The 26,186-nt window shown below is 52.6% G+C and carries 28 protein-coding genes; 13 read left to right on the forward strand and 15 right to left on the reverse strand.

All coding sequences use genetic code 11. The features are described 5' to 3' along the window. Positions 1-12: 12 nt before the first annotated feature. From yajC to SK34_RS12660, 5 genes are all read left to right on the forward strand, one after another. Entirely contained in the window at positions 13-345 is a 333-nt protein-coding gene (yajC, locus tag SK34_RS12640; protein WP_003021544.1) for a preprotein translocase subunit YajC, read from the forward strand. Between the two features lie 27 nt (positions 346-372). Beyond that, positions 373-2,220, forward strand: a complete 1,848-nt coding sequence (gene secD, locus SK34_RS12645; protein ID WP_003021547.1) for a protein translocase subunit SecD — start codon at positions 373-375, stop codon at positions 2,218-2,220. 10 nt (positions 2,221-2,230) lie between these two features. Continuing rightward, positions 2,231-3,202 carry a protein translocase subunit SecF gene (gene secF / locus SK34_RS12650; RefSeq protein ID WP_003021550.1) on the forward strand — a complete coding sequence of 324 codons (972 nt, stop codon included), beginning with the start codon at positions 2,231-2,233 and terminating at the stop codon, positions 3,200-3,202. 169 nt (positions 3,203-3,371) lie between these two features. After that, complete coding sequence (locus SK34_RS12655) at positions 3,372-3,737, forward strand: VOC family protein (RefSeq protein ID WP_048216763.1); 366 nt, start codon at positions 3,372-3,374, stop codon at positions 3,735-3,737. Between the two features lie 23 nt (positions 3,738-3,760). After that, a complete protein-coding gene (locus SK34_RS12660; protein WP_003835974.1) occupies positions 3,761-4,453 on the forward strand; it encodes a helix-turn-helix transcriptional regulator in 693 nt (230 codons plus the stop codon). Positions 4,454-4,498: 45 nt separating this feature from the next. Here the strand turns inward: SK34_RS12660 and SK34_RS12665 are convergent, their stop codons facing one another. Together SK34_RS12665 and SK34_RS12670 are read right to left on the reverse strand one after the other, a co-directional pair. Beyond that, complete coding sequence (locus SK34_RS12665; protein WP_003021561.1) at positions 4,499-5,362, reverse strand: nucleoside-specific channel-forming protein Tsx; 864 nt, start codon at positions 5,360-5,362, stop codon at positions 4,499-4,501. A 298-nt stretch (positions 5,363-5,660) separates the two neighbouring features. Further along, positions 5,661-6,200, reverse strand: coding sequence for a SadB/YajI family lipoprotein (locus SK34_RS12670; RefSeq protein ID WP_048233818.1), 540 nt, complete (start codon positions 6,198-6,200; stop codon positions 5,661-5,663). Positions 6,201-6,353: 153 nt separating this feature from the next. On the opposite strand from SK34_RS12670, the gene nrdR reads away from it, so the two are divergent. The 6 genes from nrdR (at position 6,354) to pgpA (ending at position 10,461) form a co-directional block, all read left to right on the forward strand. Next, complete coding sequence (nrdR, locus tag SK34_RS12675; RefSeq protein WP_003021571.1) at positions 6,354-6,803, forward strand: transcriptional regulator NrdR; 450 nt, start codon at positions 6,354-6,356, stop codon at positions 6,801-6,803. 3 nt (positions 6,804-6,806) lie between these two features. After that, positions 6,807-7,910: a bifunctional diaminohydroxyphosphoribosylaminopyrimidine deaminase/5-amino-6-(5-phosphoribosylamino)uracil reductase RibD gene (gene ribD / locus SK34_RS12680; protein ID WP_048233179.1), complete on the forward strand. Its 1,104-nt coding sequence runs from the start codon at positions 6,807-6,809 to the stop codon at positions 7,908-7,910. A 90-nt stretch (positions 7,911-8,000) separates the two neighbouring features. Then, positions 8,001-8,471 (forward strand): 6,7-dimethyl-8-ribityllumazine synthase, encoded by a 471-nt coding sequence (gene ribH, locus SK34_RS12685; protein ID WP_003021575.1) that lies wholly within the window; start codon positions 8,001-8,003, stop codon positions 8,469-8,471. Positions 8,472-8,490: 19 nt separating this feature from the next. Next, on the forward strand, positions 8,491-8,910 hold the full coding sequence (gene nusB / locus SK34_RS12690; protein WP_000801129.1) for a transcription antitermination factor NusB: 420 nt from the start codon (positions 8,491-8,493) through the stop codon (positions 8,908-8,910). Positions 8,911-8,987: 77 nt separating this feature from the next. Next, positions 8,988-9,965, forward strand: a complete 978-nt coding sequence (gene thiL / locus SK34_RS12695; protein ID WP_003835968.1) for a thiamine-phosphate kinase — start codon at positions 8,988-8,990, stop codon at positions 9,963-9,965. Next, positions 9,943-10,461, forward strand: coding sequence for a phosphatidylglycerophosphatase A (gene pgpA, locus SK34_RS12700; protein ID WP_003021578.1), 519 nt, complete (start codon positions 9,943-9,945; stop codon positions 10,459-10,461). The genes thiL and pgpA overlap by 23 nt, the downstream gene beginning before the upstream one ends. Positions 10,462-10,564: 103 nt before the next feature. On the opposite strand, the gene yajO is transcribed toward pgpA, so the two are convergent. Genes yajO through xseB form a run of 4 tightly spaced genes read right to left on the reverse strand, consistent with a single transcriptional unit; the run spans position 10,565 to position 14,625 of the window. Beyond that, positions 10,565-11,539, reverse strand: coding sequence for a 1-deoxyxylulose-5-phosphate synthase YajO (gene yajO / locus SK34_RS12705; protein WP_048233182.1), 975 nt, complete (start codon positions 11,537-11,539; stop codon positions 10,565-10,567). 56 nt (positions 11,540-11,595) lie between these two features. Next, positions 11,596-13,458 carry a 1-deoxy-D-xylulose-5-phosphate synthase gene (dxs, locus tag SK34_RS12710; RefSeq protein WP_032936978.1) on the reverse strand — a complete coding sequence of 621 codons (1,863 nt, stop codon included), beginning with the start codon at positions 13,456-13,458 and terminating at the stop codon, positions 11,596-11,598. 24 nt (positions 13,459-13,482) lie between these two features. Next, on the reverse strand, positions 13,483-14,382 hold the full coding sequence (gene ispA / locus SK34_RS12715; RefSeq protein ID WP_003021584.1) for a (2E,6E)-farnesyl diphosphate synthase: 900 nt from the start codon (positions 14,380-14,382) through the stop codon (positions 13,483-13,485). Then, positions 14,383-14,625, reverse strand: coding sequence for an exodeoxyribonuclease VII small subunit (xseB, locus tag SK34_RS12720; protein WP_003021586.1), 243 nt, complete (start codon positions 14,623-14,625; stop codon positions 14,383-14,385). 196 nt (positions 14,626-14,821) lie between these two features. Between xseB and thiI the strand changes: the two genes are divergently transcribed. Next, positions 14,822-16,270 carry a tRNA uracil 4-sulfurtransferase ThiI gene (thiI, locus tag SK34_RS12725; protein WP_003835961.1) on the forward strand — a complete coding sequence of 483 codons (1,449 nt, stop codon included), beginning with the start codon at positions 14,822-14,824 and terminating at the stop codon, positions 16,268-16,270. A gap of 65 nt (positions 16,271-16,335) precedes the next feature. On the opposite strand, the gene SK34_RS12730 is transcribed toward thiI, so the two are convergent. The 3 genes from SK34_RS12730 to panE are packed head-to-tail and all read right to left on the reverse strand — an operon-like array spanning position 16,336 to position 18,915. Beyond that, on the reverse strand, positions 16,336-17,418 hold the full coding sequence (locus SK34_RS12730; protein ID WP_048233183.1) for a hypothetical protein: 1,083 nt from the start codon (positions 17,416-17,418) through the stop codon (positions 16,336-16,338). 32 nt (positions 17,419-17,450) lie between these two features. Next, on the reverse strand, positions 17,451-18,041 hold the full coding sequence (gene yajL / locus SK34_RS12735; protein ID WP_003847587.1) for a protein deglycase YajL: 591 nt from the start codon (positions 18,039-18,041) through the stop codon (positions 17,451-17,453). Next, a complete protein-coding gene (panE, locus tag SK34_RS12740) occupies positions 18,004-18,915 on the reverse strand; it encodes a 2-dehydropantoate 2-reductase (RefSeq protein WP_003021593.1) in 912 nt (303 codons plus the stop codon). The genes yajL and panE overlap by 38 nt, the downstream gene beginning before the upstream one ends. 174 nt (positions 18,916-19,089) lie before the next feature. On the opposite strand from panE, the gene SK34_RS12745 reads away from it, so the two are divergent. After that, a complete protein-coding gene (locus SK34_RS12745; RefSeq protein ID WP_003831002.1) occupies positions 19,090-19,581 on the forward strand; it encodes a YajQ family cyclic di-GMP-binding protein in 492 nt (163 codons plus the stop codon). 80 nt (positions 19,582-19,661) lie between these two features. Here the strand turns inward: SK34_RS12745 and SK34_RS12750 are convergent, their stop codons facing one another. The 6 genes from SK34_RS12750 to cyoA form a co-directional block, all read right to left on the reverse strand. Beyond that, positions 19,662-21,026, reverse strand: coding sequence for an MFS transporter (locus tag SK34_RS12750; RefSeq protein WP_032936976.1), 1,365 nt, complete (start codon positions 21,024-21,026; stop codon positions 19,662-19,664). A gap of 221 nt (positions 21,027-21,247) precedes the next feature. After that, positions 21,248-22,138, reverse strand: coding sequence for a heme o synthase (gene cyoE, locus SK34_RS12755; protein ID WP_003835956.1), 891 nt, complete (start codon positions 22,136-22,138; stop codon positions 21,248-21,250). Positions 22,139-22,149: 11 nt separating this feature from the next. Then, positions 22,150-22,479, reverse strand: a complete 330-nt coding sequence (locus tag SK34_RS12760; RefSeq protein ID WP_003021607.1) for a cytochrome o ubiquinol oxidase subunit IV — start codon at positions 22,477-22,479, stop codon at positions 22,150-22,152. After that, a complete protein-coding gene (locus SK34_RS12765; RefSeq protein ID WP_003831007.1) occupies positions 22,479-23,093 on the reverse strand; it encodes a cytochrome o ubiquinol oxidase subunit III in 615 nt (204 codons plus the stop codon). The genes SK34_RS12760 and SK34_RS12765 overlap by 1 nt, the downstream gene beginning before the upstream one ends. Beyond that, positions 23,083-25,074, reverse strand: a complete 1,992-nt coding sequence (gene cyoB, locus SK34_RS12770; protein WP_003021610.1) for a cytochrome o ubiquinol oxidase subunit I — start codon at positions 25,072-25,074, stop codon at positions 23,083-23,085. The genes SK34_RS12765 and cyoB overlap by 11 nt, the downstream gene beginning before the upstream one ends. Before the next feature lie 19 nt (positions 25,075-25,093). Then, positions 25,094-26,041 carry a cytochrome o ubiquinol oxidase subunit II gene (cyoA, locus tag SK34_RS12775; RefSeq protein WP_003847580.1) on the reverse strand — a complete coding sequence of 316 codons (948 nt, stop codon included), beginning with the start codon at positions 26,039-26,041 and terminating at the stop codon, positions 25,094-25,096. Positions 26,042-26,186 lie beyond the last annotated feature (145 nt).

Below are 26,186 nucleotides of genomic sequence, written 5' to 3' on the forward strand. Positions count from 1 at the left end.
GAGGGAATTTGAATGAGCTTTTTTATTTCTGATGCGGTAGCGGCAACAGGTGCTCCGGCGCAGGGCAGCCCGATGTCTCTGATTCTGATGCTGGTGGTGTTTGGTCTGATTTTCTACTTCATGATCCTGCGCCCGCAGCAAAAGCGTACCAAAGAACACAAAAATCTGATGAACTCCATTGCGAAAGGCGATGAAGTGCTGACTAACGGTGGTCTGGTGGGTCGCGTGACCAAAGTAGCAGAATCTGGCTACATCGCTATCGCGCTGAACGACACCACTGAAGTGGTTATTAAACGTGATTTCGTAGCTGCCGTTCTGCCGAAAGGCACCATGAAGGCGCTGTAATTTATTGTTTTCCCAAAGGGAACTGCCGTGTTAAACCGTTATCCTTTGTGGAAGTATGTCATGCTGATCGTCGTTATTGTCGTCGGTCTGCTCTATGCGCTTCCCAACCTGTATGGTGAGGATCCGGCTGTTCAAATCACTGGCGTGCGCGGTGCCGCCGCCAGTGAGCAAACGCTGATCCAGGTCCAGAAAACGTTACAAGAAGATAAAATCACACCTAAGTCTGTGGCTCTGGAAGAGGGTGCTATTCTCGCGCGCTTCGACTCCACTGATACCCAACTGCGCGCACGTGAAGTATTAATGGGCGTACTGGGCGATCAGTACGTCGTGGCGCTTAACCTTGCTCCGGCAACCCCGCGCTGGCTGGCTGCCATTCATGCAGAACCGATGAAACTCGGTCTTGACCTGCGTGGCGGCGTTCACTTCCTGATGGAAGTGGATATGGATACCGCGCTGAGTAAGTTGCAGGAACAAAATATCGATAGCCTGCGCAGCGATCTGCGTGAAAAAGGCATTCCTTATACTACCGTTCGCAAAGAAGATAACTACGGTCTGAGCATCACTTTCCGTGATAGCAGCGCCCGTGATGAAGCTATCTCTTACTTGAGCAAACGTCACCAGGATCTGGTTATTTCCAGCCAGGGCAGCAATGCACTGCGCGCTGTAATGACCGATGCGCGCCTGAGTGAAGCCCGTGAGTACGCGGTACAGCAGAACATCAACATTCTGCGTAATCGTGTTAACCAACTGGGTGTTGCTGAGCCGGTGGTACAACGTCAAGGTGCTGACCGCATCGTGGTCGAACTGCCGGGTATTCAGGATACCGCGCGTGCGAAAGAAATTCTGGGCGCAACCGCGACGCTGGAGTTCCGTCTGGTAAACACCAACGTTGACCAGTCCGCTGCAGCATCGGGTCGTGTTCCGGGTGATTCGGAAGTGAAACAGTCTCGTGAAGGTCAGCCTGTTGTGCTGTACAAGCGCGTGATCCTGACCGGTGACCATATCACCGATTCTACTTCCAGCCAGGACGAATACAATCAGCCGCAGGTTAACATCTCGCTGGATAGCGCGGGTGGTAACATCATGTCCAACTTCACCAAGGACAACATCGGTAAGCCGATGGCGACCCTGTTCGTGGAGTACAAAGACAGCGGTAAGAAAGATGCTAACGGTCGTGCAGTACTGGTGAAACAGGAAGAGGTGATTAACATTGCCAATATCCAGTCTCGCCTGGGTAACAGCTTCCGTATCACCGGTATCAACAACCCGAACGAAGCGCGTCAGCTTTCTCTGCTGTTACGTGCCGGTGCGTTGATTGCGCCGATTCAGATTGTGGAAGAACGTACCATCGGCCCAACCCTGGGTATGCAGAACATTAAACAGGGTCTGGAAGCGTGTCTGGCCGGTCTGGTGGTGTCTATCCTGTTCATGATCTTCTTCTATAAGAAGTTCGGTCTGATTGCGACCAGTGCGCTGATTGCTAACCTGGTATTGATTGTCGGTATTATGTCGTTGCTGCCGGGCGCTACGCTAAGTATGCCGGGGATTGCGGGGATTGTCTTAACCCTTGCCGTCGCGGTCGATGCGAACGTACTGATCAACGAACGTATCAAAGAAGAGTTGAGTAACGGGCGTTCGGTGCAGCAGGCCATCAACGAAGGTTATGCGGGCGCATTTAGCTCCATCTTTGATGCGAACATTACGACGCTGATCAAGGTCATCATCCTGTACGCAGTTGGCACCGGGGCAATTAAAGGGTTCGCGATTACTACCGGTATTGGTGTGGCGACGTCGATGTTTACCGCGATTGTCGGTACACGTGCCATCGTAAACCTGTTGTATGGCGGCAAGCGCGTCAAAAAGCTGTCAATCTGAGGAGTGCGAAGTGGCACAGGAATATACTGTTGAACAATTAAACCACGGCCGTAAAGTCTGGGACTTTATGCGCTGGGACTACTGGGCTTTCGGCATTTCAGGTTTCCTGCTGATTGCGGCCATCGTGGTGATGGGCGTACGCGGGTTTAACTGGGGTCTCGATTTCACCGGTGGTACGGTTATTGAAATCACGCTGGAAAAACCGGCCGATATGGACGTGATGCGCGATGCGCTGGAGAAAGCGGGCTTCGTTGATCCGCTTCTGCAAAACTTCGGCAGCAGCCACGACATTATGGTACGTATGCCGCCAACTGAAGGTGCGGACGGCGGTCAGGTGCTGGGCAGCAAAGTGTTGAGTGTGATTAACGAATCCACCAACCAAAACGCCGCGGTGAAGCGAATTGAATTCGTGGGTCCGAGCGTGGGGGCTGATCTGGCGCAAACCGGTGCGATGGCGCTGATGGCGGCGCTGATCTCCATCCTGGTGTACGTCGGTTTCCGCTTTGAGTGGCGACTGGCGGCGGGGGTGGTTATCGCTCTGGCGCACGACGTGATTATCACACTTGGGATCCTGTCGTTGTTCCATATCGAGATTGACCTGACTATCGTCGCATCACTGATGTCGGTAATCGGTTACTCGCTGAACGATAGTATCGTTGTATCTGACCGTATTCGTGAAAACTTCCGCAAAATTCGTCGCGGTACGCCTTACGAAATCTTTAACGTGTCACTGACTCAAACGCTGCACCGTACGTTGATTACGTCCGGTACAACGTTGATGGTTATTCTGATGCTGTTCCTGTTCGGTGGTCCGGTACTGGAAGGCTTCTCGCTGACGATGCTGATCGGTGTTTCCATCGGTACCGCATCTTCTATCTACGTGGCATCAGCGCTGGCGCTGAAGCTGGGTATGAAGCGTGAGCACATGCTGCAGCAGAAGGTCGAGAAAGAAGGGGCGGATCAACCGTCGATTCTTCCTTAACCATTAAGAGTGAAGATACTGGAATCCCGATCGTAAGGTCGGGATTTTTTTTTGCCTGTGAATTAGCGACAGGCAATTATCTTTTCCTGTCGCCACACTACTGACAGTATGCTGTCAGTAGCCCTGTCTTATAGTCCTTCTGAGATTACCCACACAGGCAGGAGGAAGTATGAGCAACGTAATTAATTGGTTTGAAATCCCTGTAGCACAAATGGATCGCGCCATCGCTTTTTATGAACCAGTGATGCAGGTTTCTTTGCGTCGGGAAAATATGGACTGCGCTGAGCTGGCCGTATTTCCGCATCAGGATCCCGCTTCCGGCGGGGCGCTGGCTAAATTTGACGGTATTACTCCTTCAGCGCAGGGCGCTATTATTTATCTGCATACGGACGATTTGGCTGCAACGCTTGAACGCGTCGCCACTGCTGGCGGTCAGTGTGTGTTTGGCCCACTCGAACTGGGGCAGGACATTGGTACGATTGCGCTATTTACTGACAGCGAAGGCAATCGTGTTGGTTTACATCAACCCGCGTAATATTTTCAGCACTGAGGATTAAAATGAGCAGACGCGCCGACCGCTTGTTTCAGATTGTACAAATCCTGCGTGGCAGGCGAGTGACAACGGCGGCGCTGCTGGCAGAACGTCTTGAAGTTTCTGAACGGACGATTTATCGCGATATCCGCGATCTCTCTTTATCCGGCGTGCCCATTGAAGGCGAAGTGGGCAGTGGATACCGCTTAATGGCGGGGTTTGATCTGCCGCCGTTGATGTTAACCCAGCACGAATCAGAAGCGTTGATGGTAGCGATTCGGTTGCTGAAAACATGGGGCGGGGATTCACTCTCACAGGCGCTGGAATCAGCACAGGAAAAAGTGTTGGCGATATTGCCGCCAGAGAGTCGGCGCAGAGCCGAGCAAACGCGGATTTTCGCGCCAGATTTTGGTAATCAGCCGCATTCACGCAGTGCGTTCGATCTCATACATCGCGCGGTTTCAGCTCAGCAGGTGCTGGCGCTGCATTATCGCGATGAGTCCGGGAACCTCTCGTGGCGCGACGTTCAGCCGCTGGGATTATTTTTCTGGGGCGAGCACTGGCTGCTGGTTGGCTGGTGCGAGAAGCGTGATGATTATCGTTGCTTTCGCGTTGATCGATGTCTGAAGATCACGCCACTCGACAGGCACTTTCGCGAATCTGCGGAGCGTTCGCTAAGTGACTTTTTACGTAAAGTACGCTGTGAAGACCAGCCATAAAAAAGCCAGCGGTTAAGCTGGCTTGTTTGCGATAAATTGTCTGGATTAGAAGTTGTAACCTACGACCAGGTAACCACCCCAACCGGTAGATTTCGCGCTGAAATCGCCTTCGCCCCAGTTCAGAGTATCCCCACCTTTCCACTGACCGCCGTTATGGAAGTAACGCGCTACGACAGAGTAGTGCCAGTGATCGTAGTTCAGCGCCAGGACGTGGCTGGAAGCGATAGAGTTGCTGGTGCGGTTCGGGTCATCACCCAAATCTGAGCCCCAGTCGAAGTTGGTGAAGCCGATGTAGGTCAGTTGGCCGCCCCAAACCTGGGTGATCGGCACAAAGTATTTCACTTTGAAACGGTAGCCATCCCACTCGTTTTCGTTGGATGCGCCATAGTTCTGCCACTGGTATTTAGCATAGACGTTCAGGGACAGACCCATCGGCAGACCGGTATCGATATCGGTACCCAGACCCATATACCAGGTGCTCTGGCGGCTGGCTTTGTTATCACCCATGTCGTAGATGTAGTTGTTGGCGAAATACCATTCTTTGAACGGACCAAAGCTCAGGTCAGCGCCGGTCAGTTTGTCGATGGAGAAACGCGGTTCGATTTCCATAAACAACGGGGAACCGTCAGACCAGATACCTTTATCGTTGCCGTTACCCCAGTCGAAGGTTTTCGGAATATCGATGTAGCCATAGAAATCAAACCAGTCTTTTTTGGCAAATGCTTCGTATTCCAGATACACGTCGTTGTTCAGTTTCGGAGAGAAACGGGTGTGATAGCTACCCACCACGTTAACGCTCTGGTGCCACCAGTCGGACAGATATTGCGGTTTGTCATTTTCTGCTGCGTTGGCAGTAAAAGACGAGGAGAGCGCCAGCACTGCACCGGCTGCAAGTAATGTTTTTTTCATATGTATGCCACTGTTTGAAATCCCTTTCGGGAGTGAAAAATGCGCAATTTGCGTTTCTAAATATTTCGTAATTCTTCGGAGCCTATTATAAAAATCATTGTTCACAAAAATATGTCTTGTTTCACAGTTCTATCATTTACGTAATCGATTGCGTTCACGTTTGCGTACTTTAGGCGGCGAATTGTACTGGCTCTCATGAATGTTGCCAAGTTTTACCAGAAATATCGGTTATGTCAGAGGAGTAACAAAATGGAGCGGAGTGATGTTGCGGAACGCACAAAACGTTCCGCAAAAAAGTTTATTGGCTAACAGGCTGGATGTCGTGGATGCGAACAAATCCTAACTGATCTGGAGTGAGGCCATTTATCTGCAACGGAATGTCTACGTCGCTGGGAGCAAGAATACTCGCCGGAGCGTTGACCAACTGGTTGTGAACGTTCACTTCCTGATAGTTGTCCGTGGTGCCCTGAATTTGCCCGTACTCGACGGTGGCGCTAAAGGCGGGTAAAGGCGTGTTGGATTCACCCTGAATCCGTAGCGTCAGGCGCGTACCATCCGCGTTCGGTGCAATGTTTACCAGCGACATGCGTAAAGTGCCAATCTGGCTGTCCAGTCGTGCCGGGGTTTTGGAACCCGGTAGCAGATAGACGCCGCTGGTTGATTTTGCATTCAACATATTTTGTTGCGTAATTTTTACTGTTTGCTGATTAAGCTGCGCCATCTCTTTATTCAATGTGCTAACGCTTTGATGCATCTGGCGTACTTCGCTTTGCTGTGCGCAGGCACTAAGACTAAAGAGACTTCCCACTAGGAGAATTCTTAGGTAACGTCTTGTCATTGTGATTACTTCCTTCATTGTCGCGATAGCATAATGGTAGTGTGGACTGAGCACGAAGGCATCGATCCTTTGTCTCAAAAGCGCAGTGCCTTTGTTGTCACGGCAGTTCAGGGTAAAATAGATTCTGTTAACCACTGAGGTACAGGACGCCGTATGCATTGCCCATTCTGTTTCGCCGTAGACACTAAGGTAATTGACTCTCGTCTTGTAGGCGAGGGCTCCTCGGTACGCCGCCGTCGGCAGTGTCTGGTCTGTAACGAACGTTTCACCACTTTTGAAGTGGCTGAACTTGTCATGCCGCGCGTTGTGAAAAGCAACGACGTGCGTGAACCCTTTAATGAAGAAAAGCTGCGTAGCGGCATGCTCAGAGCGCTTGAGAAACGGCCTGTTAGCGCGGATGACGTCGAAATGGCGTTAAACCATATCAAATCACAGCTGCGTGCGACTGGTGAGCGTGAGGTGCCGAGCAAGATGATTGGCAACCTGGTGATGGAGCAGTTGAAAAAGCTCGATAAAGTCGCCTACATCCGCTTTGCCTCTGTCTACCGGAGTTTCGAAGATATCAAAGAATTTGGCGAAGAGATTGCTCGCCTACAGGACTAAGCCATGCAGGATGAATTGTACATGGCGCGTGCGCTGAAGCTTGCTGCGCGCGGACGTTTTACCACTCACCCCAACCCCAACGTAGGCTGCGTGATTGTGAAGGATGGGGAGATCGTCGGTGAAGGATATCATCACCGTGCGGGCGAACCGCATGCCGAAGTTCATGCTCTGCGGATGGCTGGAGAAAAAGCGCAAGGGGCAACGGCCTATGTGACGCTTGAACCCTGTAGTCATCATGGTCGCACGCCGCCGTGTTGCGATGCGCTGATTGCGGCGGGTGTATCGCGAGTGGTTGCGGCGATGCAGGATCCCAATCCGCAGGTCGCAGGACGTGGGCTCTACCGTTTGCAGCAGGCGGGCATCGACGTCAGCCACGGGCTGATGATGAGCGAAGTTGAGCAACTGAATAAAGGCTTTCTCAAGCGCATGCGTACGGGATTCCCGTATCTGCAGCTTAAGCTTGGCGCGTCGCTTGATGGCCGTACGGCGATGGCCAGCGGTGAAAGCCAGTGGATTACCTCACCACAGGCGCGCCGCGATGTGCAACGTTTGCGCGCGAAAAGCCATGCCATTTTAACCAGCAGTGCTACGGTGCTGGCAGACGACCCTCAGCTTACCGTGCGTTGGTCGGAGCTTGGGGAGTCAACTCAGGCGAGTTACCCGCAGGAAGAGCTGCGCCAACCAATCCGCATTGTTCTGGATAGCCAGAATCAGGTCACGCCGGAGCACCGTATTGTGCAACAGCCTGGAGAAACCTGGATTGTCCGGACTGAAGACGACCCCGGTAGCTGGCCGGAGACGGTTCGTAGCCTGAAGGTGCCGGAACATAACGGGCATCTGGATCTGGTGGTGCTGATGATGCAACTGGGCAAACAGCAAATTAACAGTATTTGGGTTGAAGCAGGCCCAACGCTCGCGGGGGCATTATTACAGGCCGGTTTGGTCGATGAGCTAATCGTGTATGTTGCGCCTAAACTGTTAGGCAGCGATGCGCGAGGATTATGTGTGCTTCCAGGCCTTGAGAAACTGGCTGACGCACCCCATTTTAAATTCAATGAGATACGCCAGGTGGGCCCGGACGTTTGCCTGCATTTAACGACTGCGTGAGGCTTTCTGATTTAGAGGAAGCAGCGCACAGAATATTATGATAAAATCCGCCCCCCTTACGGGGCCATAAATCGAACCCGAAGGAAGAATATGAACATTATTGAAGCTAACGTTGCTACCCCGGACGCTCGCGTCGCCATCACCATTGCGCGTTTCAACAACTTTATCAATGACAGCCTGCTGGAAGGGGCTATCGACGCCCTGAAACGTATTGGCCAGGTTAAAGATGAAAACATTACCGTTGTTTGGGTTCCAGGTGCATATGAGCTGCCGCTGGCCGCTGATGCACTGGCAAAAACCGGTAAATACGACGCGGTAATTGCGCTTGGTACGGTGATCCGTGGCGGTACCGCGCACTTCGAATATGTGGCTGGCGGTGCAAGCAATGGCCTGGCGCATGTCGCTCAGGACAGTGGCATTCCGGTAGCCTTCGGTGTTCTGACCACCGAAAGTATTGAACAAGCCATCGAACGTGCTGGCACTAAAGCCGGCAACAAAGGCGCAGAAGCTGCACTGACTGCGCTTGAAATGATTAATGTATTGAAAGCCATTAAGGCCTGATTTTTGTAAGGGGAAATCCGTGAAACCTGCTGCTCGTCGCCGCGCCCGTGAGTGTGCCGTCCAGGCGCTCTACTCCTGGCAGTTGTCCCAGAACGACATCGCTGATGTTGAATACCAGTTCCTGGCGGAACAGGACGTTAAAGATGTCGACGTTCTGTATTTCCGTGAACTGCTGTCCGGGGTGGCGACTAACAGCGCGTACCTGGATGGATTAATGAAGCCTTACCTGTCTCGTCTGTTAGAAGAGCTGGGTCAGGTAGAAAAAGCCGTACTGCGTATTGCGCTGTTTGAACTGTCTAAACGTAGTGATGTGCCGTACAAAGTGGCCATCAACGAAGCGATTGAACTGGCGAAAACCTTCGGCGCTGAAGATAGCCATAAATTCGTGAACGGCGTACTGGATAAAGCAGCACCTGTGATTCGCCCCAACAAAAAGTAATCCCGAGGCCGGCTGGATGGTGGAACCTGTTTCCGCTGTCCCCGGCTTTTTCTTTTTTTTCTGCTGAGGCATAACGTATGGCATGCGGCGAGTTTTCCCTGATTGCCCGTTATTTTGACCGCGTAAGAACGTCTCGTCTTGATGTCGAAACCGGTATTGGTGACGACTGCGCACTTCTGAATATCCCTGAAAAACAGACGCTGGCGATCAGTACCGATACGCTGGTGGCAGGCAATCACTTCCTCCCCGACATTGATCCCACCGATCTCGCCTGGAAAGCACTGGCGGTGAATTTGAGCGATCTGGCGGCGATGGGGGCCGATCCTGCGTGGTTGACGCTGGCACTCACGTTACCTGACGTTGATGAAGCCTGGCTTGAAGCCTTCAGTGATGGCCTGTTTGAACTGCTTAATTACTATGATATGCAGCTGATTGGCGGTGACACCACGCGTGGGCCACTGTCGATGACGTTGGGTATCCATGGCTACGTTCCTGTAGGACGGGCCTTAAAACGCTCTGGTGCGAAGCCGGGGGACTGGATTTATGTTACCGGTACGCCGGGAGACAGCGCGGCGGGGCTGGCGATTTTACAGAATCGGTTGCAGGTTGGAGATGCAAAAGACGCAGACTATCTGCTTAAACGCCATCTGCGTCCCACGCCGCGTATTTTGCAGGGACAAGCCCTGCGCGATCTGGCCAGTGCGGCTATCGATATCTCCGATGGCCTGATTTCCGATCTGGGGCATATCGTTAATGCCAGCGGCTGTGGCGCGCGGGTTAACGTCGATGCGCTGCCTTACTCCACGGCATTCGCCCGGCACGTTGAGCCGGAACAGGCCCTACGCTGGGCGCTCTCGGGCGGTGAAGATTATGAGTTATGCTTTACCGTACCGGAAATTAACCGTGGTGCGCTGGATGTGGCGCTGGGAAATCTCGGCGCAGCGTTTACCTGCATTGGGCAGATGAGCGCAGACGTGGAAGGCATTCACTTTACGCGCGATGGAAAATCCGTCACATTTGACTGGAAAGGATATGACCATTTTGCCGCGCCTTAAAAAAGATGTCGCCAAAAGCCGCCTGAGTATGCGCAATCCGTGGCACCTGCTAGCCACCGGTTTTGGCAGCGGGTTGAGCCCAATTGTTCCTGGCACGATGGGATCGCTGGCGGCGATCCCTTTTTGGTATTTAATGACCTTTCTACCGTGGCAGCTGTATTCACTGGTGGTGATGTTATCTATCTGTATCGGCGTTTATCTGTGCCATCAAACGGCGAAAGATATGGGTGTGCACGATCACGGTAGCATTGTCTGGGACGAGTTTGTCGGGATGTGGATTACCCTGATGGCGCTGCCGACCAATGACTGGCAGTGGGTTGCCGCCGGATTTGTGATTTTCCGTATTCTGGATATGTGGAAGCCGTGGCCGATTCGTTGGTTCGATCGCAACGTGCATGGCGGGACGGGGATCATGATCGACGATATTGTGGCCGGAATACTCTCTGCCGGAATTTTGTATTTTATCGGTCATCACTGGCCGGTAGGTATCATTTAACCCTTTTGGGGGGCTGTTGTAGGCCCGATAAGCGTCGCGCCATCGGGCAATCAGTGCCGGATGCGCTATGCTTATCCGGCCTACAATTAGCCATCGCCAATACTTATTTAAATCCCACCACCGGATGCTGTTTGTACGGCGTTTCCAGCTCGGCAATCTGCTCCGGCTTCAGCGTTAAATCCACCGCATTGAGCAACTCATCCAGCTGTTCCTCGCGCGATGTGCCGATAATCGGCGCTGCCACCCCCGGTTTGCTCAGCAGCCAGGCCAGCGCAACCTGCGCCCGCGTAACACCCAACTCCTCACTGACACCGGTCAGTCGTGCGGCAATTTGCGCGTCGTTTTCATCGCTCTCGTTGTACAAATTTATACCGACTTCATCGGAAACCAGGCGTGCTGTCGTTTCTCCCCATGGGCGCGTCAGGCGTCCACGTGCCAGTGGACTCCAGGGGATCACTGCCACGCCTTCCTCGTAGCACAGTGGCAGCATTTCGCGTTCTTCTTCGCGGTAGATCAGATTGTAGTGATCCTGCATGCTAACGAACTGCGCCCAGCCGTGTTGCTTCTGTAAGGCCAGCGCCTGAGCAAATTGCGAAGCGTGCATGGAGGAGGCGCCGATATAGCGCGCTTTACCGGCTTTCACGACGTCGTTTAGAGCCTCAAGGGTTTCTTCAATAGGTGTGTTGTAATCCCAGCGGTGAATTTGCAGGATGTCGACATAGTCCATACCCAGACGTCGGAGGCTATCGTCGATTGAGCGCAGGATTTGTGCGCGGGATAATCCTTCTGCTAAATCATCAACCTGGTGAAAAACCTTGGTAGCGACCACGACATCTTCGCGGCGGGCGAAATCACGCAGCGCGCGACCGACAATCTCTTCGCTACTGCCAGCGGAGTAGCTGTTGGCGGTATCGAAAAAGTTAATGCCGCCCTCAAGGGCGTGTTTGATTATCGGGCGGCTGCTTTCTTCAGGTAGCGTCCAGGCGTGATTGCCGCGATTAGGCTCGCCAAACGTCATGCAGCCCAGGCAAAGGCGGGAGACCCGTAGGTCGGTTTTTCCTAAGATGTTGTATTTCATCAATCCACTCCTGCTTAGCTCGTGATGAATTAAGCATAGCAGGAGCGGGGAGGGGTTTATGCCAGCCAGGCCTTGATTTTGGCCTCAATTCCGACGGCATTCAGACCCAGATCGGCGCGAGCTTCATCCTGAGTTCCCTGCGGGATGAAGAAGTCTGGCAGGCCAATGTTCAGCACCGGGACGGGCTTACGATGGGCCATCAGCACTTCGTTTACACCGCTGCCAGCACCACCCATAATGGCGTTCTCTTCAATGGTAACCAGCACCTCGTGTTGGGCAGCCATTTCAAGGATCAACGTTTCATCCAGGGGTTTCACAAAACGCATATCGACCAGCGTGGCGTTCATCGACTCTGCGACCTGAGCGGCTTCCGGCATCAGGGTACCGAAGTTGAGAATTGCCACTTTCTCCCCGTGACGTTTCACTATACCTTTCCCGATAGGCAGTTGTTCCAGCGGGGTCAACTCTACGCCCACCGCGTTACCGCGCGGGTAGCGCACGACCGTTGGACCGTCGTTGTAGTGATAGCCGGTGAACAGCATCTGGCGGCATTCGTTTTCATCACTCGGGGTCATAATGACCATTTCCGGGATGCAGCGCAGGAAGGAAAGATCGAACGCCCCTTGATGGGTTTGGCCATCTGCGCCAACAATTCCTGCCCGGTCAACGGCGAACAGAACTGGCAGTTTCTGGATGGCGACATCATGCAGCACCTGATCGTAGGCGCGCTGCAGGAAGGTCGAGTAAATAGCCACGACCGGCTTATAGCCGCCAATCGCCAGACCGGCAGCAAACGTCACCGCGTGCTGTTCGGCGATCGCCACATCGAAGTAGCGGTCCGGAAACTTACGTGAAAATTCCACCATACCGGAGCCTTCGCGCATCGCCGGGGTGATTGCCATCAGCTTATTGTCTTTCGCCGCGGTTTCGCACAGCCAGTCACCGAAGATTTTTGAATAGCTCGGCAGGCCGCCGCTGCTTTTCGGCAGGCATCCGCTGGATGGATCGAATTTTGGTACCGCGTGGAAGGTGATTGGATCTTTTTCTGCCGGCTCGTAACCACGACCTTTTTTGGTCATGATGTGCAGGAACTGCGGGCCTTTCAGATCGCGCATGTTCTTCAGTGTGGTGATAAGCCCCAGCACGTCGTGACCGTCCACCGGACCGATATAGTTAAATCCCAGTTCTTCAAACAGCGTACCCGGCACAACCATGCCTTTGATGTGTTCTTCGGTACGTTTGAGCAGCTCTTTAATCGGCGGTACGCCGGAGAAGACTTTTTTCCCTCCTTCGCGTAGCGAGGAGTAGAGTTTGCCAGAGAGTAGTTGCGCCAGATGATTGTTCAGCGCGCCAACGTTCTCTGAAATCGACATTTCATTGTCGTTGAGGATAACCAGCATGTCGGGCTTAATATCGCCTGCGTGGTTCATCGCTTCAAAAGCCATCCCGGCGGTGATAGCGCCGTCGCCAATCACACATACGGTACGACGTTCTTTGCCTTCTTTCTCAGCGGCAACCGCAATACCGATACCTGCGCTGATGGAGGTTGAAGAGTGCCCAACGCTCAGTACGTCATACTCGCTCTCACCGCGCCACGGGAACGGATGCAAACCGCCTTTCTGACGAATGGTGCCGATTTTATCACGGCGGCCGGTCAGTATTTTGTGCGGGTAAGCCTGATGTCCTACATCCCAGATTAACTGGTCAAACGGGGTATTGTAGACATAGTGCAGCGCGACGGTGAGTTCCACCGTGCCCAGACCAGAGGCGAAGTGCCCGCTGGAACGGCTTACGCTGTCGAGCAAATAGCGGCGCAGTTCGTCGCAAAGCTTTGGCAGGCTCTCTTTTGGCAGCAGACGTAACTCCTGGGTGGAGTCGACCAGCGCCAGGGTCGGGTATTTGGCTATATCAAAACTCATCGCAAGCTCATGGGATATGTTGGTTTATTTATCACGCTGGATTATGTAGTCCGCTAGCGCTTCCAGTGCCGAGGTATCGAGTGACTGTGCGGCCAGCAAACTTAGCGACTGGCGGGCATCCTCGATTAAATCCCGGGCTTTATTCTGGGCTTGCTCAAGACCCAGAAGTGCAGGATAGGTACTTTTGCCAAGCTGCTGGTCAGCACCCTGACGTTTACCCAATGTTGCAGTATCGCCTACCACATCCAGGATGTCATCCTGAACCTGGAAGGCCAGACCGATGCTTTCTGCGTATTTGTCGAGTATTGCCAGGCATTCTCGCCCTTTATCGCCTGCGCTTAATGCTCCCAGACGTACGGCGGCGCGAATCAATGCCCCGGTTTTATGGCGGTGAATACGCTCCAGCGCATCCAGCTCAACCTGATGACCTTCAGCTTCCAGATCCAGCGCCTGACCGCCGCACATACCGGCGATACCGCTGGCCTGAGCCAGTTCAGAGATCATCGCGATGCGGTCACGGTCAGATACTTCCGGCATTGGAGCGTCGCTGATAATGGAGAATGCCAGCGTTTGCAGCGCATCTCCGGCCAGGATCGCGTTTGCCTCACCAAATTTTACGTGGCAAGTCGGCAGACCGCGGCGCAGGTCATCGTCGTCCATCGCGGGTAAATCATCGTGCATCAGCGAATAGGCGTGAATGCATTCGACGGCGGCAGCGGGAGCATCAAGCGTACTCAGGCTGACACCAAACATCTGACCGGTCGCATACACCAGAAACGGGCGCAGGCGTTTACCGCCTAATAATGCGCCATATTGCATGGTTTCGACCACGGGAGTGTTCTGAAAGGGCAGTGGCGCGATAAAACGGCTCAGTGCCTGGTTGGCCTGCTCAACGCAAGCCTGTAACTGCTGCGTAAAATCCATTTACTCATTATCCGGTGTAAAAGGCGTAAGGGCCGCGTCTTCAGTATCTGACAGCAGGATTTGTACGCGCTGTTCAGCCTGTTGCAATTTGACCTGTCCCTGACGCGCCAACTGTACGCCACGTTCGAATTCGTTCAACGCTTCTTCTAACGGCAGGTCGCCGCCTTCCAGACGGGTAACAATTTGTTCCAGCTCGCTCAGCGCGGTTTCAAAACTGGCGGGCGCTTCATTTTTCTTCGGCATAATGAATGTCTGACTCTCTGTATTGGCAGCACAAGACTATGGTAACGGACTCGCACTGATAAGCAAATAACGCGCAATGTGCACAGTAGCCGCGTGATGGTGATATACTTGCGCGCCTGGATGCAGTCGCGGGTATGGGCTGCTGTATTTTTTTCCATTACAAGTCATTCAGACTTGCCTAAGAACCATTGCCGCCATGAAGTTTATCATTAAATTGTTCCCAGAAATCACCATCAAAAGCCAATCTGTGCGTTTGCGCTTTATAAAAATTCTGACAGGGAACATTCGTAACGTTTTAAAGCACTATGATGAAGACCTTGCCGTTGTCCGTCACTGGGATCACGTTGAGGTTCGCGCTAAAGATGAAAGCCAGCGCCTGGACATTCGCGACGCGCTGACCCGTATTCCGGGGATCCACCACATTCTTGAAGTAGAAGACGTGCCGTTTACCGATATGCACGATATTTTCGAGAAAGCACTGGTGCAGTATCGCGATCAACTGGAAGGTAAAACCTTCTGCGTACGCGTTAAGCGTCGTGGTAAGCATGAGTTTAGCTCCATTGAGGTGGAACGTTATGTTGGCGGTGGACTGAACCAGCATATTGAATCCGCGCGCGTGAAGCTGACGAAGCCGGACGTGACGGTTAATCTTGAAATCGAAAACGACCGTCTGTTGCTGGTTAAAGGCCGCTATGAAGGTATTGGCGGTTTCCCAATTGGTACGCAGGAAGACGTACTGTCGCTGATCTCCGGTGGTTTCGACTCCGGCGTGTCCAGCTACATGCTGATGCGTCGCGGCTGCCGCGTGCACTACTGCTTCTTCAACCTTGGCGGGGCAGCGCATGAAATCGGTGTTCGACAGGTGGCGCATTACCTGTGGAATCGCTTCGGTAGTTCGCATCGCGTGCGTTTTGTTGCTATCAACTTTGAACCGGTGGTCGGTGAGATCCTGGAGAAAGTTGATGACGGCCAGATGGGCGTGGTTCTCAAGCGTATGATGGTTCGCGCGGCGTCGAAAGTCGCTGAGCGCTACGGCGTACAGGCGCTGGTAACCGGTGAAGCACTGGGCCAGGTGTCCAGTCAGACGCTGACCAACCTGCGTTTGATCGATAACGTATCAGACACCCTGATCCTGCGCCCACTTATCTCCCATGATAAAGAGCACATCATCAATCTGGCGCGTGAAATTGGCACCGAGGATTTTGCTCGTACCATGCCGGAATACTGCGGTGTAATTTCAAAAAGCCCGACGGTGAAAGCGATCAAATCGAAGATTGAGGCCGAAGAAGAAAACTTCGATTTCTCTATCCTCGATAAAGTGGTTGAAGAAGCGAATAATATTGATATTCGCGATATCGCCCAGCAGACGCAGCAAACCGTGGTAGAAGTGGAAACCGTGAGCGGTTTCGGCCCGAACGATGTGATCCTGGATATCCGTTCTGTGGATGAACAGGATGATAAACCGCTGAAGGTTGACGGCGTGGACGTCGTTTCTCTGCCGTTCTACAAGCTGAGCACCAAATTCGGCGATCTGGACCAGAGCAAAACCTGGCTGCTGTGGTGTGAACGCGGGGTGATGAGCCGCCTGCAGGCGCTTTATCTGCGCGAGCAGGGCTTTGAGAACGTGAAGGTGTATCGCCCGTAATTGAGTAAACACCGTGTTGTAGGCCGGATAAGGCGGTTACGCCGCCATCCGGCAATGCAACGATATTATTCAAAACGCACAGGAAGCGTCTTCCCGTTCGACTCCCAGACGCCTTGATAGACACCGTCTTTTAACTTCAGCGTTATCTTCTCTTGCGCTTGTTCAGCAGCAGATGTCTTCAGTTCATAATGTTGATTGTCGGCTGTATCGCATTTGCCGGTTAATTCAATCGGTGCGCCAAATTTCTGGTAAAAGTAAGCCCCTTCAAAAAAATCACCGTATTTGCAGTCCACCTTCAACACAATACGCATGCTTTTTCCCAGCGTGCCGTACATGACTTTGCCGTCAATGCCGGGCGCTGGCGAAACCTGTGTTGTACTCTTTGCTCCAGTCAGATACTGGCCGTACGGCGTGAGCCGATTTTGCAGTTCCGCGGTTGGGATTTTCGTGGTGAAATCACCCAACTCGTCGAGTGCGCGGCTGGCGTGGTTGCTACAGCGCCCGTTCAGGAAAGCCAGATGGTCTTTTTGCAGGGAGAATTTGTCGATGTAGTACAAACCGTCGGTGTAGGTTGCGCACGATGCGTAGAATTCGATGTAGTTGAAAACTTCACCTTTCTCTTCTTTTATTTGTTCTGGTGTTTGCGAATTATGCGCCGTAACAAAGGTATCAATCTGGCCACGGATATCTTTTCTGATACGGGTGTTTAATTCACCCATCGTGGAGCGGGAGAAAAGATCGTTAAGGGTAATGGCTGCGCCGCTGGCTAAATCAAAGCTGATCGGCACATTGAACGACTCGCAATATGCCCCGCAGCCTTCGACAAACATGTTCAGAGTTAGAACTTTGGCGTCGCGATACTCAACCGTGTAGTCAAGGTTTGCGGTGGGGTTTCTCTCTGATTTCGCAAACTGGTTCACTGTTGTTTGTGGATTATTACCCGGTAGCTGATTGATAAAGCTTGCGAAAATATAATCGTTAATACGTTTCGCAACCTTGGGGTTATCCGTCGAGGAAAACCATGGCACGCGATATTGCATTTCAGTGCTTCCGGGATAGCGATACTCAATACTCTTTATGTCGAGTTGCGTCGCTGTGGCATAACCGGAAAGGAGCAATAAAGCCACTCCACTCAGATATCCTTTCATTATGATTCCTTATAAGGGAGTGGCCTGAAGATTTACTCGTAGTAGTTATAGATTCCCGCTGCCATCACCAGTTGTGATGCAACTTCGTAAGCCTTTTCACGACTGACCAGAAGATCAATGATTTTCAAACCGAAATCGATTGAGGTTCCCGGTCCCTGGCTGGTTAACAGGTTGACGCGCGGATCCCATACGACGCGCTTGTCCTGCCATTGATCAGCGGGGATTTGGTCTTTCAGCGCCGGAAAACCGGTCATGTTACCGATGGGGAAAATATCGTGCGGGACGAGGACGGTGGCAGCCGCGGCACAGATTGCCGCGACAATGCGTCCGGAGCGATGAAACTGCTTCACGGTTTCGACCAGCAGAGGGCTGTCGCGAAAACACTCGGCGCCTTTAATACCGCCCGGCAGTACGATAATGTCGAAATCGCCGTCAGCAACTTCGACTAATGGCGCATCCGCCAGCAGTTTCACACCGCGCGAGCACACGATCGTCAGGTTGCCATCGCTGGCGACGCTGGCGGTTGTGACCTTAATTCCGCCGCGAACCAGTAGATCGATAGTAGTAACCGCTTCGGTTTCTTCACTACCAGGGGCGAGACATACCAGTGCTTGAGCGCTCATACTCACTTTCCTTTCTTTTAACCATTTCAAACAGGCGGGCATTTTCCGGAACGGCGATGCCGTGCGCGCGTGCACGTTTTAACAAATAACCGGTAATGTAGTCGATCTCGGTATGACGCATGGCGCGAATGTCCTGCAGCATAGATGAGATATTTTCCGCCGTACTGTCAATCACTTGCTCGACATAATAGCGTAAATCATCCGCTGATGTGTGGTGGCCTTCGCGTTCGATGACCGCTGCCACTTCCTCGCAGATGAGCGCTATTTTTTCAGGATGATGGCGTAACTCACCGTTTGGGCAATCCCATAATGCGGTCAGCGGGTTAATGACGCAGTTGACGGCCAGCTTGCGCCATAGCTCGGCGCGAATAGTGTTGTGCCAGGCGACGTCCGGCAGCACCTCTTGCAGGGTTTCAGCCAGATAGCTGAAATCGCCGTCTTGCTCACGCGCCGGCCCAATACGCGTTGTTCCCTGAGCGACATGAATGATGACGTTCCCGTCACGGCGTGCTGCGTGGGTGGTGGTACCCATCAGCAAGGGTTGCTTAATGTTATGTAACTCTTCAATCGTCCCCATGCCGTTGTGAATAAGCAGAATGGGCGTGGTTTCAGGCAGAATTGCAGACAGGCCTTTTACCGCATCAGAAACCTGCCAGGCCTTCAGAGTGACCAGCAGCAGGTCGCTTTTTGCCAAAAAGTCGGGGTCGTTTGCCGTCAGGGATTCATTAAAAACTGAGCCATCCGTGTCGATCAGGTTTACGCTGCAGTAGGGTTGCGGTACGCGCAGCCACCCTTGCACCTCATGTCCATGTTTGCACAGCGCTGTAAGCCATAGCTGTCCTAACGCTCCACATCCCAGTACGGTAATTTTCATTCTTCCTCCTCACCTGCAACAGCACCAGGTGTTAATCCATATCGACCGCACCCTATTATTGTTCGCAGATGTCGCTACCACGTACAATGAAAGGATACAGCCTAGTATAGCGCTGTCTGTTGAGTAACTTTGCAGGTATTATGCTTCGCATCAAAAATGAAGGGAGAGGAAAAGATGCCATCTTTCGATATTGTCTCTGAAGTTGATCTTCAGGAAGCCCGTAACGCGGTGGATAACGCCAGCCGTGAAGTCGAGTCACGCTTTGATTTTCGTGGCGTTGAAGCCACTTTTGAGCTGAATGAGTCAAATAAGACGATTAAGGTGCTGAGCGAGTCTGATTTTCAGGTTAATCAGCTGCTGGATATTTTGCGTGCCAAGCTGCTGAAACGCGGTATTGAAGGCACCTCGCTGGACGTACCAGAAACTTTCGTGCACAGCGGTAAAACCTGGTTTGTTGAAGCTAAGCTGAAGCAGGGCATTGAAAGCGCAGTGCAAAAGAAAATCGTTAAGCTGATCAAAGACAGCAAGCTGAAGGTGCAGGCGCAGATTCAGGGTGAAGAAATTCGTGTGACCGGTAAGGCGCGTGACGATCTGCAATCCGTCATGGCGCTGGTTCGCGGTGGCGATCTCGGCCAGCCGTTCCAGTTTAAAAACTTCCGTGATTAAGTCGTAATGCCTGATCCGGCCTACAGGTCGCACACGCTATTTGTAGGCCGGACGAGACGTTAGTTACCATCCGGTAATCATCACGTCTGGCTGATGGTCTGCTCAACCTCAAATCGATTGGTGACTTTGCTGTCGATTTTCACGTAGGCCGAATGCTCTTTCGCCACAATTAACACTTCGCTTATTCCTTCTTTTGCCAGCAGGCGCTGCTTTAACGTGTCATCTGCGGCAATTTCTGGTGGAATTTCCACACGCAGGCTGCTGACGTACGGTGGCTCTTTCATTGTGTTTGCCACAATCAACCAAACTGCCGCCAGCAGCGCACCGGCCAGAAATACGGCCTGACCATCAAACATTTCAACCACCCAACCGCCGAGCGAACCGCCAATCGCCACACCAAGAAACTGGCTGGTGGAGTAAACACCCATTGCCGTGCCTTTGTAACCCGCAGGCGATTCTTTGCTGATAAGCGAGGGGAGGAGGGCTTCCATCAGGTTGAAGGCGAGGAAGAAAATCTGCACGCCCGCAATCAGACCCCAGAAACGAATGTTAGCGCTCCACAATACAATCTCTGCAATAAGGATTAGTAACACGCAGGCGAGGAACACGCGTTTCATCTTGCGCTTCACTTCGGCGTAAATGATGAACGGCACCACGGAAACAAAGGATAGCAGCATCGTCACCAGATAAATTTTCCAGTGTTCTGCGGCGGGGAAACCGGCTTTCGCCAGTTGTCCTGGTAACGCGACGAAAGTGGACATCAGCAAAATGTGCAGGCACATAATGCCGAAATTGAGCTTCAGCAGTTTGGGCTCCGCCAGCACTTTGCTGAAGCTATCTTTTACCATGCCCGATTCACGGTTTAGTACGTGGCTGGTGCTATTGGGAACGACCCAAATGGTCAGCACGATACCCGTGGTAGCAAGGGCGGCAATCATCCAGAACAGCGCGTGGAGCCCCAGCGCATGGGTAACGATTGGCCCCAGCACCATCGCAATGGCAAAGGTGATACCAAAGCTGACGCCGATAAACGCCATCGCTTTGGTGCGGTTTTGCTCGCGGGTTAAGTCGGAAAGCAGCGCCATCACGGCCGCGGCAATTGCTCCGGAACCTTGCAATGCGCGACCAAGAATAATGCCCCAGATTGAATCGGAGAGGGCAGCAATCACGCTGCCGAGAACGAATACCGCCAGTCCGCCGACAATAAGCGGCTTACGACCAATGCGGTCAGAGAGCAGACCAAAGGGGATCTGGAAGACGGCTTGCGCCAGGCCGTAAATGCCGATGGCAAGGCCAATCAACGCTTCGCTGGCGCCCTGTAGCGCCATACCGTACGTGGTCAGAACCGGTAGAACCATAAACATGCCAAGCATGCGCAACGAGAATACGGTCCCTAAACCCCAGGTGGCGCGCAACTCACCGGGCGTCATTTTGTAATCGTTCATTCCCACCTCTGTATTAATTTCGCGCCTAGTGTAAAGCGCTAAGCAGGCTGGGTAAATATGCGCTTTATTAACAAATGTTGGGGTTGTGAGGGGAGTCGGCTGGAAACGAAAATGCCGGATGACGATACTCACGTATCTTATCCGGCCTACAAGCAATGTGCTTTTTTGTAGGCCGGATAAGGCGTCAGCCGCCATCCGGCATAGAAGATGTGACGATTAACTTACCAGACGTAAGTCAGCAGGTTCTGCGAGTTTGGCACCATAAAGTCGACGGACATCATCACGGAAAGCGCGGTAATGGCGATGATGGAGAAACCGAACAGCTTGCGCGCCCAGACTTTGTCATCTTCCACTTTATAACCGCGCAGCGCCATGCCCAACCACCAGACGCTCACCGCCGCAGCAACAATCAGGTATTTATAACCTGCATAGCCGCCCAGGGTTAGCATCAGCGTGGCGATAGCAAATGCGATGATATACAGCGTGATATGGTTTTTCGCGACTGAAATGCCTTTCACCACCGGCAGTACTGGGATGTTGGCAGCCTGATAATCCTTAAAGCGGAAAATCGCAATCGCGTAAGAGTGCGGCATCTGCCACAGGCTGAAAATAGCCAGCAGAATCAGCGCACCGCTATCGAACTCACCGGTTACGGCGCAGTAGCCAATCACCGGCGGCGCAGCGCCGGAGAGTGAGCCAATCAGCGTGCCATAAACGGAATGGCGCTTCATGTACAGGCTATAGACGCCCACATAGACCACGAAGCCCATTACCCCCAGCCAGCAGGCCAGAGGGTTCGCGCCAAACCACAGCAGCATAAAGCCAGCAATACCCAGCAGGGTGGCGTATACCAGTGAGACCGCAGGGGAAATCAGACCTTTAACCAGCACGCGGTTTTTGGTCCTCTCCATCTTCCTGTCGATATCCCTGTCGATGTAGTTGTTAAATACACAACCCGACGCCACAACCAGTGACACCCCAACCAGCGTGTAGATAAACAGGGGATAATCAATGCTGCCTTTCGAGGCCAGCAGGAACCCCCCAATCACCGAGATCAGGTTGCCAAAGATGATGCCTGGTTTCGTTACTTGCAGGTATTGCTTAAACATCATAATCGCCGCTCTTAGTGCATCATCATGTTGTAGTTAAGGTTCCACATAATCCAGATGGAGCCCACAACCAGGATGGCGATGATTAGCACAGTAAAGACAAAGGCCGTCATGTTCCAACCTTCATCAGATTTGCTATTCATGTGCAGGAAGCACACCAGGTGCACCAGAATCTGTACCACTGCCATTGCCAGAATAGTTCCCAGAATGACGGCCGGAGAGGCAGAACCTGTCATCACCATCCAGAACGGAATAACCGTCAGGATGATCGACAGGATAAAACCTGTCATGTAGGTTTTTACGCTGCCATGGGATGCGCCGCCGCTCTCGTTAGCATGACTCATTACATCGCCCCCATCAGATAAACAACAGTGAACACACAGATCCATACCACATCCAGGAAGTGCCAGAACAGGCTCAGGCACATGATGCGGGTACGGTTAGTACTGGTCAGGCCGCGACGAGCGACTTGCACCATCAGAACCGCCATCCAGATAAGACCGGAGGTGACGTGCAGACCGTGCGTGCCGACCAGCGCGAAGAACGCAGACAGGAAACCGCTACGATCCGGGCCCATGCCGTTAACAATCAGGTGATGGAATTCATAGAGTTCCATCCCGATGAATCCGGCACCGAACAAGAAGGTCAACGCCAGCCAGGAGATAACCTGGCTCTTGTTGTTCTTGTACATGGCAATCGCTGCCATACCGTAAGTAATGGAGCTGAATAACAGCAGGAATGTTTCAACCAGAACGAACGGCAGTTCAAAAATGTCTTTACCTGTTGGGCCACCTGCGGTGCCGTTCACCAGAACGGCATAGGTTGCAAACAGAATAGAGAACAGAATGCAGTCGCTCATCAGGTAGACCCAGAATCCGAAGATCTTGGTCTGGCCTGCATCGTGGTGCCCGTGTTCGTGCGCGTGGGCAGTCGCGTGCGTTAAAGTATCAGTTGCCATTTTTCAGCCCTGCCTTAGTAATCTCATCGAAATGCTGGTTTTCCAGTTTTTCGACTTCCGGGACCGGCACGTAGTAATCGACGTCTTCATCAAAGCTTTTCACAATCCAGCTGATGATCATGCCTGCGAAGCTTGCAATCGCCAGCCACCAGATATGCCAGATCATGGCGAAACCAAACAGTGTTGCGAAGGCGGTAATGACGATACCGGCACCGCTGTTCTTCGGCATATGAATTTCTTCATAGTGCGCAGGCTGCTTGTACGCTTCACCTTTTTCTTTCATTTCCCAGAAGGCATCACGCTCGTGAACGTGCGGCACAACGGCAAAGTTATAGAACGGAGGCGGGGAAGATGTTGCCCACTCCAGCGTACGACCACCCCATGGGTCACCGGTCAGGTCACGGTTCTGCTCGCGGTCGCGAATAGAAACGTAGATCTGAATCAGCTGGCACAGGATACCCAATGCAATCAGCGCGGCACCGCAGGCGGCAACGACCAGCATCGGATGGAACTGTGGGTCAATCTGCTGGCTGAGACGACGGGTCATACCCATGAAGCCCAGCACGTACAGCGGCATAAATGCCACGAAGAAGCCGATGATCCAGAACCAGAATGCGCGTTTACCCCAGGTTTCGTTCAGCGTGAAGCCAAACGCTTTTGGCCACCAGTAGGTCATACCTGCGAAGCAGCCAAATACGACGCCGCCGATGATAACGTTATGGAAGTGCGCAATCAGGAACAGACTGTTGTGCAGTACGAAGTCTGCGCCCGGAACCGCCAACAGTACGCCGGTCATGCCGCCGACTGAGAAGGTCACGATAAAGCCAATCGTCCACAGCATCGCTGAGTGGAATACGATACGGCCCTGATACATGGTGAACAGCCAGTTGAAGATCTTCACCCCGGTCGGGATGGCGATAATCATGGTGGTAATACCGAAGAAGGCGTTTACGTTAGCGCCTGCACCCATGGTGAAGAAGTGGTGCAGCCAAACAACGAACGACAGAACGGTGATACACACGGTTGCCCACACCAGCGAGGTGTAACCAAACAGACGTTTACGTGAGAAGGTTGCTGCGATTTCGGAGAACACCCCGAAGACCGGCAGAACCAGGATGTACACTTCCGGATGGCCCCAGGCCCAAATCAGGTTGATGTACATCATCATGTTGCCGCCCATATCGTTGGTAAAGAAATGGGTGCCCAGATAGCGATCCAGGGTCAGCAACGCGACGGTAACCGTCAGGATTGGGAAAGAGGCGATAATCAGGATGTTCGCGCACAGAGACGCCCAGCTGAATACCGGCATCTTGAACATGGTCATTCCTGGTGCACGCATCTTAATGATGGTCACAAAGAAGTTGATACCGGTCAGGGTTGTACCAATACCGGACAACTGGACTGCCCATATCCAATAATCGACCCCGACGCTTGGACTGTACTCTATTCCCGAGAGCGGCGGATACGCCAGCCAACCGGTCTGCGCGAATTCACCCACGCCCAGAGACAGGTTAACCAGGATTACGCCGACAACGGTGAACCAGAAGCTCAGGTTGTTCAGGAACGGGAATGCAACGTCACGTGCACCGATCTGCAGTGGAACCACCAGGTTCATCAGACCGATAACAAATGGCATTGCCACGAAGAAGATCATAATCACGCCGTGAGCCGTGAAGATCTGGTCGTAGTGGTGAGGTGGCAAGAAGCCCGCTTCACCTGCAGAAGCCAGCGCTTGCTGACTACGCATCATGATGGCGTCGGCAAAGCCACGAATCAACATGACGATTGCGACGATGACATACATGATGCCAAGGCGTTTGTGGTCAACCGAAGTCAGCCACTCTTTCCACAGGTAGGTCCACTTACCGAAGTAAGTGATTAGGCCCAGTAAGGCCGCACCACCGATGATAATGGCAGCGATCGTAACCATGACAATGGGTTCATGGAACGGCACTGCATCCAGCGTCAATTTTCCGAACATCGTATTCTTCCTCGGCCCCTTAGTGAGCGGATTCCGCGTGGCTCATGTCCATGCCTTCCATGCCTTCGTGTGCGCTGTGCTCACCTTCGGGTTGGGTCATGTCCATGCTCTTACCGTGAGCCATAAATTTGTTAATAACATCTTTAAACAAATCGGGTTTCACGTTGGAGAAGTATTCCACCTGGTTGTATTCGCTTGGCACAGCCACTTTCTCGAACGCAGCCATGTCGCTCATGGTGTTCGTGGACTGTTTAGCTTTAGCAACCCATTGGTCGAATTCGGCGCGGTCCTTTGTTGCGATAGCCTTGAACTTCATACCAGAGAAGCCTGGTCCGCTATAGCTTGCGGAGATACCATCATAAGTACCGACTTCGTTGGCGATCAGATGCAGTCGAGTCTGCATACCGGCCATGGCATAAATCTGGCTACCCAGACGCGGGATAAAGAAGGAGTTCATCACGGAGTTGGATGTCACTTTGAACTCAACCGGAGTATTCGCCGGGAAGGCGATTTCATTCACGGTAGCGATACCCTGTTCCGGATAGATGAAGAACCATTTCCAGTCCATGGAAACCACTTCGATGGTAATGGGCTTCTCGTCATGCGCCAGCGGTTTGCTTGGCTCAAGAGCGTGAGTGGTTTTCCAGGTCAGAACGGCAAGGAAAATGATGATTAAGATCGGCACCGTCCAGACCACAGCTTCCACTTTATTGGAGTGTGACCAGTTCGGGCTGTACTTCGCATCTTTATTGCTTGCACGATACTTCCAGGCAAAACCAACAGCCATCAAGATGGCAGGAATAACGACAATCAACATCAGGCCAAATGCCGTCAGTATCAGTGAACGTTGTTCCAGTCCAATCTGTCCTTTAGGGTCAAGCAGCGCAGAATTACAGCCACTGAGTAACGCAGTGCCTGCAATTAATGACAACCATCCCAAACTTTTATTGTATTTCCTGAGTCTCATTTAACGACCTCAATTCCACGGGACCGGGTGGCGTTTAAAGTGTGAGGGCATTTTACGGGAAGGTTACATTACTGTAAACATCCTTGGATCTGTGTTACTGGGTTCTGCCGTGCATGTCACATATGTTGCAATATATGTCGCTTTG

Origin of the sequence: Citrobacter sp. MGH104, from assembly GCF_001034485.1 — a bacterium.
Taxonomy (GTDB): Bacteria; Pseudomonadota; Gammaproteobacteria; order Enterobacterales; family Enterobacteriaceae; genus Citrobacter; species Citrobacter freundii.